This window comes from Arthrobacter sp. zg-Y20, assembly GCF_030142075.1.
In the GTDB taxonomy this organism is placed as follows: domain Bacteria; phylum Actinomycetota; class Actinomycetes; order Actinomycetales; family Micrococcaceae; genus Arthrobacter_B.
This window is the reverse complement of the sequence record NZ_CP126241.1, coordinates 127,446-140,861: the sequence shown is the minus strand read 5'-3', so window position 1 is coordinate 140,861 and position 13,416 is coordinate 127,446. Positions and strand designations below refer to the sequence as shown.

Genomic DNA, 13,416 nt, shown 5'->3' with positions numbered 1-13,416 from the left:
ACCGACTCAAACAGGAAGGCATGGATGATGCGGACCATCAAGGGAATCGGAGTCAGCGCCGGGCGGGTCCTGGGTCCTTCGCGCCGGATGCCCCCTCCGGTGCCCGAGCCGGACGCAGACGCGAAGTTCGGTCCGGAGGCAACGGTGGACGGTGAAAAGGCCCGGCTTAAGGACGCTGCGGAAACCGTCCGGGAGGATCTGAAGCACCGCGCCGAAACCGCGTCCGGAGACGCTAAGGCGGTGCTGGATGCCACCGCCATGATGGCCACGGATCCCATGCTGCTCAAAGCCGCCGGCAAACACATCAACGCCGGCATGGCTCCCGACCGGGCCGTCTGGGAGGCGGGCATGGAAGTGGCCGCGATGCTCCAAAGCCTGGGCGGGTACATGGCCGAACGGACCCAGGACGTGCTGGATGTGCGCGGCCGGATTGTGGCTGAACTCAACGGGCTGCCGGCCCCGGGAATCCCCGGCTCCGACGCGCCCTTCATCCTGACCGCTGTGGAACTGGCGCCGGCGGATACCGCCACGCTGGACCCGGCCAAAGTGGTGGGCCTGGTGACCAGCGAGGGCGGACCGCAGTCCCACACCGCCATCCTGGCCCGCTCGCTGGGACTGCCCGCCGTCGTCGGCGCTCCGGGTGCGGACGGTATTGCGGACGGGGCGGAAATCTACCTGGACGGCGCCTCCGGGACGGTGGTGGAGGACCCAGGCGCGGCAGAGCGTGAGGCCGCGCAGAAATACGCCTCCCGGTCCGCACTTCCGACCTTCAACGGCACCGGAACCACCTCCGACGGACACCGGGTACCGCTGCTGGCCAATGTGGGCTCCGGCAAGGACGCCCGCGCCGCCGCAGAAGCGGGCGCCGAAGGCGTTGGCCTGCTCCGCACGGAATTCTGCTTCCTGGGCAGGGATTCCGAGCCCAGCGTGGAGGAGCAGGTGGATGCCTACGGCGCCGTGTTCGCGGCCTTCCCGGGCCGGAAGGTGGTGATCCGGACCCTCGACGCCGGCGCGGACAAGCCCCTGCCTTTCCTCACGGACGCGTCGGAACCCAACCCGGCCCTCGGGGTGCGCGGTTTCCGTACCGACCGGACCTCTCCCGGCGTGCTGGCCCGCCAGCTGGAAGCCATTGCCGTAGCGTCCGGGGCGCACGAGGCCGACGTCTGGGTCATGGCCCCCATGATTTCAACCGCCGAAGAAGCGGCGGACTTCGCCGTACTCTGCACGGCAGCCGGGCTGGGCATGCCCGGCGTGATGGTGGAAGTACCTGCCGCGGCCGTGATGTCCGAGGCCATCCTGTCCCGGGTCCGGTTCGCGTCCCTGGGCACCAATGACCTGACGCAGTACACCATGGCCGCGGACCGCCAGCTGGGCTCCCTGGCGACCCTCAACGACCCCTGGCAACCGGCGGTCCTGCAGCTGATCTCCGCCACCGTTGCCGGTGCCGCCCGCGCGACGGCGGCTCTGCCGGCGGAACCGGGCACCGCGACGGCCGCTGCCGGAGCCAAAACCGTTGGAGTGTGCGGCGAGGCAGCCGCAGACCCGGCCCTCGCCGTCGTCCTGGCCGGCATGGGGGTAAACACGCTCTCCATGACGCCGCGGGCCTTGCCCAGCGTTGGTGCGGTCCTGGGCTCGGTGACCCTGGAGCAGGCGCAGGAGCTCTCCGCCCGCGCACTGGCGGCGCATTCCGCAGCCGAGGCCCGCACCATTGTGCGCAGCAGGCTGCCCGTCCTTGAACAGCTGGGCTTGTAAGCGCGGCCGGACATCCGGCACAACCACGGAAGGAAAAACAATGGCAGAACGCAAAGCCACAGTGGCCAGCCGGGTGGGGCTCCATGCCCGTCCGGCATCAATATTCGCCGAAGCTGCCGCAGCCTCACCGGTGGACGTGACCATAGCAATGGAAGGGACTCCGGCTGAGGAGGCTATGGACGCCTCCAGCATGCTTTCGCTGATGAGCCTGGGTGCCTCGCACGGAGACGTGGTGGTGCTCCGCTCGGACGGCCCCGGCGCTGAAAATGCCTTGGAGGATCTGGCCCGGGTGCTGGAAACGGACCTGGACGCACAATGATCCCGGGGCTGGCGATCCGGCCTTCCGCCTTAAAGTGACGAAGCCAGCGGCGCTGCCGCTGGCTTCGTTGCAACCTCACGCTGACCCCCCACAGGCAGCGGATGTTACATATTCATTATTCTGACACATGCGCATGAAAATGTGAACAAGTTTATCTAATCGTCACTTTACGTATGTTTGCATCAGAGGCGTTTGCTTAATTCGCTTCTTTGAGGCGATCCGCTGGCTGCCCAGCAAGGCCAGGCCCACGGTCGTGAGAATGATCGAGGAATACGGCACCAAGTGGTCCCAGGGATTCACGTCCAGGGGCGTAACGTCCTGGATTGCATAAAGCACGACGCCGATCAGACCGACACCCAGCAGTCCGGCTCCGGCCCGCATCAGGGACGGACGCCGGCGGTGCGCGGCTATGCGCAGGGCAGGGCCAACGAGACAGGCAGCTACATATCCCGGATAGACCCGCCCAAGCATCCCGTAGAGCATCACCGGCAGCTGCCCGCCGTAGCTCCGCAGGCCCGGCGAGGATACCGGCAGGTCCGCCAGGATAAACAGCACCACGGTGGCAATCCCCACTGCGATTACGACGGCGACACCGGCCGGGCCGGCGATCAGGCGGCCTGCTCCGGGGGCACGGAAGGCAACAGCAGCCTTCACACCAAGGATCAGGAAGAAGCCGTACATCGCGAAACGGATAATCACATTTGCAATGTTGACGCCGCCCAACGCGTTGTCGACGGCCAAATAGACCGGCGAGATCCCCAGTGCAATGGCAATGCAGAGCATCAGGAGTGCCCAAAAGAGCAGCGGGTTCCGCCCCTTCACCGCCGAGGGCAGGCGGGTCAATGCGAAAAGGCCGGATACGGCGAGCGCACCAACCTGAAACGCGGTGGCAATGCTCATCCCAGGTTCTCCAACAACGTCAGTTCATTTTCATTATCGTGTTCAAGCTTTTTCATCATCTTCCCCAAGTAATCCAGCCGGTCCCGGGCCAACAGGACCAGTTCGGAATCGCTGAGGGAGGCCAGCGCCTGCTCCTGTCCACCCTGGGGCCATCCGGCCTCGTCCGGGGTGACCAGGCCAATGGCAACCAATCCGCCGGGCAGGGACACGCCGGCGATCCGCGCCGCTTCCACGGCAAGCTCGGGTGCGAGGCGGCCTGCAGAGAGCTGCGCCGAAATGTTCTGCGGCGCAACCCCGGACTTGGCGCTGAGGCGTTGGCGCAGGTCTCCCGGATCCACCGCCTCGAACCAGGAGCGGATGGCGTTCCCGTGTCCGAACCCGGCGAGATCGGGCCCCTCCGGCCCAGCCGGTCCTTCCTGGGTAGCACGGGCCAAAATCATCTTCAGGATGCAGACGTAGGACACCTGGCTGATCAGTTCGGCGGTGGTGGGACGCCACGGTCCGCTGAGCAGATCGGCGTATTCCTCAAAGTCGGAGAGGGCTTCCACCGGGTTCTTACCGTAGGCGCGGGCCACGCGGACCACGGTGATTTCGGTGACCTTGCCGCGGACAATCTGCTGGGCAAGCGTGGAGCGCTTGATGCCGGTCCGGCGGCAGAGGGCGGCATTGGACTCACCCGGAGCAACTGCAGCCCGCCAACTCTGGAAAGACCTGGCAGGCAGCGCCATCCCGTCCCCCTCAATTGGATTTACTCCGACAACTGGAAGTATACTGTTGGAACTGGCTTCCCCTTCTGCGTTCCCCCCATATGCAGAGCGGGAAGCCAGCTCCAATTAACGCACACTTTGCGGATGGTCCTCAGCCCTGCGGCCAGGACACGTGATGGCTGTACTCCGGGTGTTTGCCGAGGTAAACGGCCATATAGGAGCAGTAGGGCTTGATCCGCCGGCCGTCGCTGATGATGTCATCCACGGCATATTTGGCCAGCCGGGACGAGTAGCCCTGATGGCGGAAGGCCGGCTCCACCACCGTGTGGGTCAGCGCCACCGCATCAGGTTCAATCCGGTAGTCGGCAATACCCACCAGTTCTCCGTCCAGCCGCAGTTCGTACCGGTCCTGCCCGTCATTGCGCGAGACACTGATGTCTTTGGTTGTCATAGGCCGAGACTGCCACGTCAATCCCCCGCGGTCCACCCCGTTCCCGGCGCGGCCGCAGCTACGCTGCCCGGCCTCCCCCGGCAGCCCTTTCCGCCGCTTCCAGGCACCCGGCCAGCCGATCCACCGCTTGGCTGTATGCTGCTGCGTCCTCCGGTGTCCGCACCCCTGCACGCAACTGGTCCGCTGTTTTCAGGGCCCGGATGAAGTCCCTGGTCTCCGGGCTGCGTACATCCTGCAGACGGGGATACTCTGCGGCGAGCCACGGGTCCAGCTCATAAGCACTCCAGCGGGAAAGAACATCCCGGTGCCGCAGCGTGGTGCCGTGCACCTGAACCGCGGTGCGGTTCCGTTCCTGCTCCACCGCGCGGCGGCGGTTCCGCCACACCACCCACGCTGCCGCCGCCGTACTGCCCGCCGCGACCGCCCATCCCGCCACAGGGGTGTAATCCGGGGAAGCGGCCACCGCCCAGGCTGCGGTCATGAGCACACCCAGAAACGCCGTGAATCCCACCCAGAATAACCGCTCCCCGTCGCGGGCACGAAGCGCACGGTCAACGCCGGCGGCACCGGTCACCAGGACCAGTGCGAGCAGGAGCAGCGGAGGGATGACGGACCACACCGTACCGGACATCAAATGCTCCTTCCCGCTGGCCCGGGGCCGGCTCTTTCCTCCATTGCATCCAACGGGGCGGCAAAGGTCAATGCCGCAACTGCCGTTGCGGACAGGGTGCCTTGAGCCCATACCAAGTATGCTGACCTGTGGATTTGTCCCAGCCGTCCCGATGACTACTGCCGTCAAACGCGCCTTCAGACGTAAGGAAAGCAATGAAGATTCCCGCCCCGAGAGGGCGCGTCAGCGCCACCCTGATCGACCTGCTCCACGCCGGCCGCAGCACTGCCGGTTACGCTGCCCTGGACTCCGCAGTAACCGAGGCCCTGTCGGCCGGCGGCGACCTGCTGCGCGATGAAGACCTGCAGCTGGCCCTGTTCTGCCTGTACGAGCTGCACTACAGCGGCCTGGACGGCGTAGCGGACGACGCCGAATGGGAGCCGGACCTGATCCGCATCCGTGCCCGGCTGGAGGCCGCTTTCGAAGAGGTTCTCCGCCGCACCGTATCCCTTCCCGAGCTGCCCACACCGCGCAGCGAAGACGTTGCCGAAACCCTCTTTGCCCTCGCCGCCAAGGACGACGGACCCAGCGTGTCCCGTTTTATCGCCAGCAAGGCAAGCGTCGAGCAGCTGCGCGAATTCCTTGTCCTGCGCTCGGTTTACCAGCTCAAGGAAGCCGACCCGCACAGCTGGGCCATTCCGCGGCTGCCGGTGGGCCGCGCCAAGGCCGCCCTGGTGGAGATCCAGGCGGACGAGTACGGCGGCGGCCGCCAGGAGCGTATGCACTCCAAGCTGTTCGCCAACACCATGGAGGGCCTGGGACTGGATGCCGGCTACGGGCACTATATCGACCTGGTGCCGGCCCTGACCCTGGCGTCATCCAACGCCATGTCCCTCTTTGGCCTCAACCGCCGGCTCCGGGGCGCGATCGCCGGGCACCTTGCCGCCTTTGAGATGACGTCCTCAATTCCCAATTCGTTCTACGCCCGGGGTTTCCGGCGGCACGGATTCAGCGACGAAGTCACCTATTACTTCGACGAGCATGTGGAAGCCGACGCCGTGCACGAACAGATCGCCGCCAGGGACCTGGCCGGCGGCCTGGCCGAAGCCGAGCCTGACCTGCTTGAAGACATCATTTTCGGGGCAGCAACCGTCCTGGCCATTGATGCCATGCTGGGCGAAGACCAGCTGCTGGCCTGGCAGGCCGGCAGCCCGGCGCTGCTTGCGCCCCTGCCCGACGGCGGCCCGGAAGAGGCCGGCCCTGCAGGATCCGCCTTGGCTGCGGCGGCCATCGCCGGCGGTGTAACCCCGTGAGCACCGAATCCGGCGCTCCTGTTCCCGACGGCGAAGGCACCCCGGCTCCGGGCGCTCCGGCGTCGATCGTTGCCTGCCCCAACGGCCCGCTCCTGGTCCGCGGCAACTTCGAGATAGTCACTCCGGACGGTGTCCCCGTGCCCAGGGACCGGGAAACCGTGGCGCTGTGCCGGTGCGGGGCCTCCGCCATAAAGCCTTATTGCGACGGCACGCACAAACTGATCAAGTTCGATACCGCCCGGCGTCGTCCGGTCCCCGGACCTGCACGCAAGGCGGGGCAGGACGCGGCAGCGGAATAGGACGGCTTCCCGTTTTACCCGCTGCACCAACCGCTGCCAACCAACAGAAATGGCCTGCCTTCCGAAGAAGGCAGGCCATTTGTTTTGGGTGCGCCCAGCAGGGCTCGAACCTGCGACCCACGACTTAAAAGGACGTTGCTCTACCAACTGAGCTATAGGCGCACGCCGGGCTGCTGTGCAGACCGACTGTCCCACTTTATCGCACACCGCACAATCGCGGAAAACCCGTGCCGCCGGCCGTCCGGAAGTACCCCCGGGCAGGGGAAATCGGTTCCGCGGAGCGGCCTTGCCGAGGGCTGTCCACCGTCCCGGAACCCGCCTCGATTCTGCCCAAGGGCGGGAGTATTCTCGGATTATGAGTGAGTCCAATTCAACGCCGCGCCATCACAAGCCAAAGCCTCTTGCACCTGTGGACTTCGCCAATTTCCCCGGCGGCGCCGATCCGGCCCGCGTCTCGGAAGCGGCCCACCTGGCCGCGCAGGCCCTGGTCCACCACGGCCGGGAGAGCACCGATCCCGAGGTAACCCGCCGCCTGGTGGAACTGGCGGACCAGCAGGGGTTGGAAGCCGTGGCCGAGATGTGGGCCGAAAGCCCTGCCCGGTCGCTGCCCGGCGCGCTGTGGCGGCTCTATGCCCTGCGCACCTCCATCCAGCAGAACCCGGAGCGGGTGGCCTCCTTCTACACCGCAGGCAAGGACGTTGCCCAGGTCTCCAAGGTTGTCGCCGGAGTGGCGGAACCGCTGGGCGCAGACGAAGTACGAACCATGGCTGACACCATCCTCTCCGGCGCCTTTGAGGGGGATTTCGACGTCGCGCTGGAACGCTTCGCCGCGTTCTGCCGGGTGGTCGCCCTCGGCCAGACGAACCACGCCGATTCCTCGGAGGCTTCCGACGCCAACCGTGCCACCATGCTGACCCGCAACGCCCGCCAGCTTGTCCGCACTGCAGAGGACCTGGAACATTCCGCGGCGGCGTGGCGGCGGGGTGAACTCGACTGAGGGGAAAACGGCCGCGCAGCACCGTGCCGGTGTGGCGGCCATCACGGTCCCGCCGCTGCGCGGGCGGCCGTGTTGACATCCCCGGCTGAGCGTAGAAAACTGAAATTGGTGTCGGACTGCGGAACCCCCGGGCTTCAACTCTGAGCCGCTTCGAGCGGCCTTCCGCCGAGAGGCGCTCCCGGTCCGGCACCGTTACTTTTCCCCGCAGCCTTCCGTAGCCCGCACGGGCCAATCGGATACTCTTGGGCCTGTGAGAATTTCTGTCCCGCCCCCCGCCAATGTGCGGCAGCCGGCGTGAAACTTAGACTCTTCCCGCAGGAAAACGCCGGACTTGAGCTGCTCGCCCGGATGGCCGCGCAGTTGCTGCGCGGAACCGGCGTGCTGGCCGAAATCCTGGGCGCGGACCCTGAGGAATTCGACCGCCTCACCGAACAACTGCACCAGATCGATGCCGATACCACTGATCTGCACTTCGCCTTGATGACGCAGATGCGGACCAGCTTCGTCAATCCGCTCCCGCGTGAGGACCTGTACGAGCTGTCCCTGATCCTGATGTCCGCCATGGACTGCCTGGATGCTTCCGCTGAAACCATCTCGCTGTACAAGCTGGCGGGCGTGTCCCGCCGGGCATCCGAACAACTTGAAGTCATCGGCCGGCAGGCTGAGCTGACGGCCTCGGCCATGCGCCGGCTGGCATCCTTGGACGATCTTGAGGAGTACTGGATCGAAATGCTCCGCCTGGCCCGGCGTGCCGAGCGCACCCGCCGGATCTGGGTGGCGGAGCTGATGCGCGAGCACAAGCCGATGGCCTATGCCAGGCACCGGGACCTGGCTGACCAGCTTTCCGGCACGACGGCGCAGCTGCGGCGCGCCGCCACATTTGTGGGCGGCGTCCTCGTGCGGGAATCCTAGGTGGCCGCCGTCCTCCTGGCGGGCGTTGTCCTGCTGGCCGGCGCCTATGCCTTCCTCAACGGCTTCCACGACGCCTCCAACTCCGTGGCGACGTCGGTCCGGACCAGGGCGCTCACTCCCACCGTGGCGGTCCTGCTGGCTGCCGGCTTCAATATGCTCGGCGCACTGGTCAGCACGGCACTGGCCGTAGCCCTGACGGTCCGCTTTGTGGACCTGCCGCCGGGCCCCGAGGGGCTGGGCATCCTGATTGCCAGCCTCGGAGCGGCCTGCGCGTGGGGCGTCTGGACCTGGTGGCGGCGGATGCCGTCGTCGTCCACCCACGCCCTGGTTGGCGGGCTGGTGGGTTCCGGTGCCGCCTCAACCCTGGTGGGCGGGCAGAACATTGCCGAGTCCTACCGCCTGATCTGGGAGCAGATTGCCCTGCCCCTGCTGCTCTCCCCCGTCATCGCCTTTGTGCTGGCCTACCTGCTGGTGTTTCCGGCGACCTGGCTGATGCGGTACAGCTCTCCGCGCCGCGGGGACGCCGGAAACCGGATTGCCCAGTCGGTCTTCACGTCCGCTTTCTCCTTGGGGCACGGCATCCAGGACGGGCAGCGGACCATGGCCGTGCTGGTGCTGGCACTGCTTGCTGCCGGCCAAACCACGGACACCGGCATACCGTTGTGGGTGCAGCTGTTCGCGGCGCTGGCCCTGGCTGCCGGCACCCTGTTCGGCGGCTGGCGGATCACCCACACGCTTGGCTACCGGCTGGTACGGATGGACCCGCTGCGGGGCATGAGCGCCCAGGCCGTCAGTTCGGCCATGCTCTTCCTCGGCGCACTGTGGCTGCACATCCCGCTATCCAGTACGCAGACCATGACGTCGGCCATCGTCGGGGCCGGCGCCAACCAGCGTTTTTCCACGGTGCGGTTCATTCCGCTGCGCGAAATCCTGGTGACCTGGCTGACCACCGCCCCGGTGACGGCCCTGCTGGGCGGCATCCTGCTGCTGGCACTGAGCCCGCTGCTCTAGGCCCGCTTCTCTAGGCCCGTCCGCTTACCCGAAGCGCCCGGAGACGTAGTCTTCCGTGGCTTTCTCGGCCGGGTTGCTGAAGATGACGGGCGTGTCCGCATACTCGATGAGCCGTCCCGGCTGGCCGGTGCCGGCAATGTTGAAGAAAGCCGTTTTATCCGACACCCGTGCCGCCTGCTGCATGTTGTGGGTCACGATCACCACGGTGTAGTCGCTCTTGAGTTCCTCGATCAGGTCCTCAATCGCCAGCGTGGAGATGGGGTCCAGGGCCGAGCAGGGCTCGTCCATGAGGATCACCTCCGGGGATACGGCAATGGCCCGGGCAATACACAGGCGCTGCTGCTGGCCGCCGGACAGTCCGGAGCCGGGCTTGTCCAAGCGGTCCCGTACTTCCTTCCACAGGTTGGCTCCGGTGAGGGAGCGTTCCACCAGGTCATCGGCGTCGGACTTGGAAATCCGTTTGTTGTTCAGCTTCACGCCGGCCAGCACGTTGTCCCGGATGGACATGGTGGGGAACGGGTTGGGCCGCTGGAAGACCATGCCCACATGGCTGCGCACCGTCACCGGATCAACGCCCGGGGCGTAAAGGTTCTCCCCGTCCAGAAGCACTTCGCCCTCCACGCGGGCGCCGGGCAGGACTTCGTGCATCCGGTTCAGGGTGCGCAGGAAGGTTGACTTGCCGCAGCCTGAGGGGCCGATGAAGGCAGTAACCGAGCGGGGTTCAATGTTGATGTTGACGTCCTGGACGGCAAGGAAATTGCCGTAATAGACATTCAGGTCTTTGACGTCGATGCGCTTGGACATGGGTTCCTTCAGGGTTGTTTCGCGTCTAGCGGGAGGTGCGGGGGGCGAAGATGCGTGCGATAAGGCGTGCAGCAAGGTTCAGCAGCATGACCATAACGATCAGGATCAGGGCCGCCGCCCAGGCCCGCTGGGTACTGGGATCCGTATTTGTCGGCGAGGTGGGGCTCATCAGCTGCCGGTAGATGTAGGTGGGCAGTGTGCTCATCCAGCCCGCAAACGCGTTGAAGTTGATCGTGTTCACAAATCCTGCCGTCACCAGCAGCGGCGCTGTTTCGCCGATGACGCGGGCAATGGCCAGGGTAACGCCGGAGGCAATGCCGGAGATGGCGGTGGGGACAACCACCTTCAGGATGGTCCGCCACTTGCGTACTCCCAAGGCGTAGGAGGCTTCCCGCAGTTCATTGGGCACAATCTTCAGCATTTCCTCGGTGGACCGCACCACCACCGGGATCATCAGCACGGACAGGGCGACGGCGGCTACAAAGCCGGTCCGGGTACCCGGCCCGAACACCAGGCCGAAGAAGGCCGCGGCAAACAGGCCGGCCACAATTGAGGGAATGCCCGTCATCACGTCCACAAAGAAGGTGATGGCCCGTGAAAGGGCGCCGCCGCGGCTGTATTCCACCAAGTAAACGGCGGCCAGCAGGCCTACCGGCACCGAGATCACAGTGGCCCAGAAAGTGATCAGCAAGGTGCCCACAATGCCGTGGTAGACGCCGCCGAGCACCGCTGTGCCGTTCTCCGCCGAGGCATTGTCCACGGCGCCGGTCATCCCGCCCATGGAGGTCAGCAGGAAATCCGGGCTGAGGCCGGGCAGTCCGCGGACCAGGACGGTGAAGATCACCGAGACCAGCGGCACCAGGGCCAGCAGGAACGCGCCGCAGACCAGGTTCGTCGCGAGCCTGTCCACGGCGTGCCGGCGGCCCTCCACCAGCCACGTGACGGCGGTGCCGCCCAGGGCAAACAGCACGGCGGAAAATACCGCGAAGGAGGCAACGGAGAACCCAATCAGGGCCGACAGTGCCGCTCCCAGCACCAGCGCCGCAGCGAGGACCAGCCAGGGCGTGTACCGGGGCAGCCGGTTTTTGGTCAGCATGGATCCGGGACGGTTGAGGACGGGCGGTGTATCAATCATCAGTTGGCTCCCGAAAATTCTTTGTGGCGGCTGATGATCCAGCGGGCAACCATATTCACTGCCAGCGTGATCAGGAACAGCACGAGTCCTGCGGCAATCAGCTCCGAAAGCCGGAGCCCGTAGGCTTCGGGGAAGTTGAGGGCAATTTCGGCGGCGATGGTCTGGTTGCCGGGCCGTATCAGGCTGGCGATCAGGCTGCCGGAGGAGAGCACCAGGGCCACTGCCATGGTCTCGCCCAGCGCCCGCCCCAGGCCGAGCATCACCGCACTGATCACGCCGGGACGCGCGAACGGGAAGACCGCCATGCGGATCATTTCCCAGCGGGTGGCGCCCATGGCCAGCGCTGCCTCTTCGTGGAGCTTGGGGGTCTGCAGGAAGATCTCGCGGGTCAGCGAGGTGATGATCGGCAGCACCATCACGGATAGCACTATGCCGGCGGTGAGCATGGTCTTGCCCGTCTGGCTGGCGGGCCCGGCAAATATCGGGATCCAGCCGGCGTTCTCCGCCAGCCAGTTGTACGGCCCTACCAGCGCCGGGGCCAGCACCGTCATGCCCCAGGCACCGTAAACCACGGACGGGATCGCGGCGAGCAGGTCCACCAGGTAGCCAAGCCCCTGCGCGAGCCGGCGCGGAGCGTAGTGGGAGATGAACAGGGCGACGCCGATCCCCACGGGGGTGGCGATCAGCAGGGCGATGGCGGCGGCAATCACTGTTCCGATGACCAGCGGCAGGATGTATTTGCCGAACCCGCCGCCGGAGATCTCGGCGGGGTCGGCGGCGAAAGTCGGCAGGGCCTGCCACAGCAGGAACACGGCCACGCAGAAGAGCACAAAAAGGATCAGGCAGCCGGCGGCAACGGTTACGCCGGAGAAAACCTTGTCTCCTGCACGGCCGGTGCCGCTTTCACCTGTTATTGACTTGCTCGACACTGCTCAAACCCTTCGACGTGATGGCGGGGCTTCTTCTATCAGTTTAAGTACTGCACCGCGGAAGCGGAGGGTGCCTGCCCTCCCCGCCCGCATAGGAGGAAGGCAGGCGTGCCTGCGTTGCTAGGGACCGACCTTGATGGTCTCCAGCGCTGCTCGAGCCCGGCCGCGCAGGTCCTCGGACAGGGGTGCGCTGCCGGCAGCGTCAGCCGCCGCGTCCTGGCCTTCGGTACTGATGACGTAGTTTCCGAAGGCCTTCACCAGGTCCACCGTGCCCTGGTCCGGGTAGGCCGTGCAGAAGACGTGGTAGCTCACCAGCACCACCGGGTAGGCACCGGACTGCGCGGTGTCCCGCTCCAGGTCCATGGCCATGTCCGCTTCCGGCCGCCCCGGCCCGGTGACGTCGGTGGAGGATTCGACGGCGAGCGCAGCCGCCTCGGCGCTGACGGGAACGTAGTCCCCGCCCACTTGGACGTGCACCAGTCCCAGGTCCCCGACGGCGGAGGCATCGGCGTAGGTCACGGCGCCTTCGGTTGCGGTGACGGTGGAAATGACGCCGCCGGTCCCCGACGCATTTTCACCTGCCGGCACCTCTGCGGGCCATTCGCCCGAGGCCTTGTCCGGCCAGGCATCCGGTGCCGCCTTGGCCAGGTAGTCGGTGAAGTTCTTGGTGGTGCCGGATTCATCGCCCCGGTGCACGGCCGTGATGGGGGTGGCAGGCAGGTCGACGCCCGGGTTCTGGGCCGTGATGGCCGGATCGTTCCAAACCGTGATTTCGCCGCGGAAGATTCCCGCGATGGTGGCCGCGTCCAGGTTCAACTCCTTGACGCCGTCCAGCCGGAAGGCCACCGCGATGGGAGAAATGTAGACGGGCACGTGGATGGCGCCCTCCGGGCCGCAGACCTCTGCAGCGGCGGCGGCTTCGTCATCGTCGAGATACGCGTCGGTGCCGGCGAACTGCACACCGCCGGCCAGCAGCGCTTCCCGGCCGGCACCGGAGCCGTCCGGGGAGTACTGCACTGATGCCTGCGGGTTGGCGGCACTGAAACCGGCAATCCATGCCTGCATGGCTGAATCCTGGGAGGTGGCGCCGGCACCCGAGAGCGTGCCGGCAACGGTGCTTTCGGTGCCACCGGAGGGTGTGGCGGCCGGCGCCGCGGTATCCGTGCCGCAGGCGGCCAGGCCCAGCACGGCCGCTAGGGAAATACTCAGTACGGAGGCATAGCGGCGTGGATGTGAAACCTTCACCATCGTGTCCCTTTCAAGGGGTTGTCCGGCAC

At 66.3% G+C, this 13,416-nt stretch carries 15 protein-coding genes and 1 tRNA gene; 7 read left to right on the top strand and 9 right to left on the bottom strand.

Annotated features, from left to right (window positions below):
- Positions 1-27 precede the first annotated feature (27 nt).
- Both ptsP and QNO06_RS00700 read left to right on the top strand, forming a co-directional pair.
- Positions 28-1,752: a phosphoenolpyruvate--protein phosphotransferase gene (ptsP, locus tag QNO06_RS00705; RefSeq protein ID WP_227912503.1), complete on the top strand. Its 1,725-nt coding sequence runs from the start codon at positions 28-30 to the stop codon at positions 1,750-1,752.
- 40 nt (positions 1,753-1,792) lie between these two features.
- On the top strand, positions 1,793-2,071 hold the full coding sequence (locus QNO06_RS00700; RefSeq protein ID WP_227912504.1) for an HPr family phosphocarrier protein: 279 nt from the start codon (positions 1,793-1,795) through the stop codon (positions 2,069-2,071).
- A gap of 162 nt (positions 2,072-2,233) precedes the next feature.
- Here the strand turns inward: QNO06_RS00700 and QNO06_RS00695 are convergent, their stop codons facing one another.
- The 4 genes from QNO06_RS00695 to QNO06_RS00680 form a co-directional block, all read right to left on the bottom strand.
- Positions 2,234-2,971, bottom strand: coding sequence for a hypothetical protein (locus tag QNO06_RS00695; RefSeq protein WP_227912505.1), 738 nt, complete (start codon positions 2,969-2,971; stop codon positions 2,234-2,236).
- Positions 2,968-3,699 (bottom strand): hypothetical protein, encoded by a 732-nt coding sequence (locus QNO06_RS00690; RefSeq protein WP_227912506.1) that lies wholly within the window; start codon positions 3,697-3,699, stop codon positions 2,968-2,970. Before QNO06_RS00690 ends, QNO06_RS00695 begins: the two co-directional genes overlap by 4 nt.
- 130 nt (positions 3,700-3,829) lie before the next feature.
- Entirely contained in the window at positions 3,830-4,129 is a 300-nt protein-coding gene (locus tag QNO06_RS00685; protein ID WP_227912507.1) for a GNAT family N-acetyltransferase, read from the bottom strand.
- A gap of 58 nt (positions 4,130-4,187) precedes the next feature.
- Entirely contained in the window at positions 4,188-4,760 is a 573-nt protein-coding gene (locus QNO06_RS00680) for a hypothetical protein (RefSeq protein ID WP_227912508.1), read from the bottom strand.
- 194 nt (positions 4,761-4,954) lie between these two features.
- Between QNO06_RS00680 and QNO06_RS00675 the strand changes: the two genes are divergently transcribed.
- On the top strand, positions 4,955-6,052 hold the full coding sequence (locus QNO06_RS00675) for an iron-containing redox enzyme family protein (RefSeq protein WP_227912509.1): 1,098 nt from the start codon (positions 4,955-4,957) through the stop codon (positions 6,050-6,052).
- Positions 6,049-6,351, top strand: a complete 303-nt coding sequence (locus QNO06_RS00670) for a CDGSH iron-sulfur domain-containing protein (protein WP_442860155.1) — start codon at positions 6,049-6,051, stop codon at positions 6,349-6,351. Before QNO06_RS00675 ends, QNO06_RS00670 begins: the two co-directional genes overlap by 4 nt.
- An 89-nt stretch (positions 6,352-6,440) precedes the next feature.
- On the opposite strand, the gene QNO06_RS00665 is transcribed toward QNO06_RS00670, so the two are convergent.
- Positions 6,441-6,513, bottom strand: a tRNA-Lys gene (locus tag QNO06_RS00665).
- A gap of 193 nt (positions 6,514-6,706) precedes the next feature.
- Between QNO06_RS00665 and QNO06_RS00660 the strand changes: the two genes are divergently transcribed.
- From QNO06_RS00660 to QNO06_RS00650, 3 genes are all read left to right on the top strand, one after another.
- Positions 6,707-7,348: a hypothetical protein gene (locus QNO06_RS00660; protein ID WP_227912510.1), complete on the top strand. Its 642-nt coding sequence runs from the start codon at positions 6,707-6,709 to the stop codon at positions 7,346-7,348.
- Between the two features lie 294 nt (positions 7,349-7,642).
- Positions 7,643-8,260, top strand: coding sequence for a DUF47 domain-containing protein (locus QNO06_RS00655; RefSeq protein WP_227912511.1), 618 nt, complete (start codon positions 7,643-7,645; stop codon positions 8,258-8,260).
- On the top strand, positions 8,261-9,271 hold the full coding sequence (locus QNO06_RS00650; RefSeq protein WP_227912512.1) for an inorganic phosphate transporter: 1,011 nt from the start codon (positions 8,261-8,263) through the stop codon (positions 9,269-9,271).
- A 24-nt stretch (positions 9,272-9,295) separates the two neighbouring features.
- Here QNO06_RS00650 and pstB read toward each other — a convergent pair whose 3' ends face one another.
- The 4 genes from pstB to pstS all read right to left on the bottom strand — a co-directional run bounded on the left by pstB (position 9,296) and on the right by pstS (position 13,387).
- Positions 9,296-10,075, bottom strand: a complete 780-nt coding sequence (gene pstB / locus QNO06_RS00645) for a phosphate ABC transporter ATP-binding protein PstB (protein ID WP_227912513.1) — start codon at positions 10,073-10,075, stop codon at positions 9,296-9,298.
- A gap of 25 nt (positions 10,076-10,100) precedes the next feature.
- A complete protein-coding gene (pstA, locus tag QNO06_RS00640) occupies positions 10,101-11,210 on the bottom strand; it encodes a phosphate ABC transporter permease PstA (RefSeq protein WP_227912514.1) in 1,110 nt (369 codons plus the stop codon).
- Positions 11,210-12,139: a phosphate ABC transporter permease subunit PstC gene (pstC, locus tag QNO06_RS00635; protein WP_227912515.1), complete on the bottom strand. Its 930-nt coding sequence runs from the start codon at positions 12,137-12,139 to the stop codon at positions 11,210-11,212. The genes pstA and pstC overlap by 1 nt, the downstream gene beginning before the upstream one ends.
- A gap of 120 nt (positions 12,140-12,259) precedes the next feature.
- Positions 12,260-13,387 (bottom strand): phosphate ABC transporter substrate-binding protein PstS, encoded by a 1,128-nt coding sequence (gene pstS, locus QNO06_RS00630; protein WP_284162479.1) that lies wholly within the window; start codon positions 13,385-13,387, stop codon positions 12,260-12,262.
- Positions 13,388-13,416 lie beyond the last annotated feature (29 nt).

What these genes read in the sequence shown, in the direction of transcription:
- QNO06_RS00675 (WP_227912509.1), top strand. Translation starts at nt 4,955, where the DNA reads ATGAAGATTCCCGCCCCGAGAGGGCGCGTCAGCGCCACCCTGATCGAC.
- QNO06_RS00680 (WP_227912508.1), bottom strand. Translation starts at nt 4,760, where the DNA reads ATGTCCGGTACGGTGTGGTCCGTCATCCCTCCGCTGCTCCTGCTCGCA.
- QNO06_RS00695 (WP_227912505.1), bottom strand. Translation starts at nt 2,971, where the DNA reads ATGAGCATTGCCACCGCGTTTCAGGTTGGTGCGCTCGCCGTATCCGGC.
- pstS (WP_284162479.1), bottom strand. Translation starts at nt 13,387, where the DNA reads ATGGTGAAGGTTTCACATCCACGCCGCTATGCCTCCGTACTGAGTATT.
- pstA (WP_227912514.1), bottom strand. Translation starts at nt 11,210, where the DNA reads ATGATTGATACACCGCCCGTCCTCAACCGTCCCGGATCCATGCTGACC.
- ptsP (WP_227912503.1), top strand. Translation starts at nt 28, where the DNA reads ATGCGGACCATCAAGGGAATCGGAGTCAGCGCCGGGCGGGTCCTGGGT.
- QNO06_RS00685 (WP_227912507.1), bottom strand. Translation starts at nt 4,129, where the DNA reads ATGACAACCAAAGACATCAGTGTCTCGCGCAATGACGGGCAGGACCGG.
- QNO06_RS00660 (WP_227912510.1), top strand. Translation starts at nt 6,707, where the DNA reads ATGAGTGAGTCCAATTCAACGCCGCGCCATCACAAGCCAAAGCCTCTT.
- QNO06_RS00690 (WP_227912506.1), bottom strand. Translation starts at nt 3,699, where the DNA reads ATGGCGCTGCCTGCCAGGTCTTTCCAGAGTTGGCGGGCTGCAGTTGCT.
- QNO06_RS00700 (WP_227912504.1), top strand. Translation starts at nt 1,793, where the DNA reads ATGGCAGAACGCAAAGCCACAGTGGCCAGCCGGGTGGGGCTCCATGCC.
- pstB (WP_227912513.1), bottom strand. Translation starts at nt 10,075, where the DNA reads ATGTCCAAGCGCATCGACGTCAAAGACCTGAATGTCTATTACGGCAAT.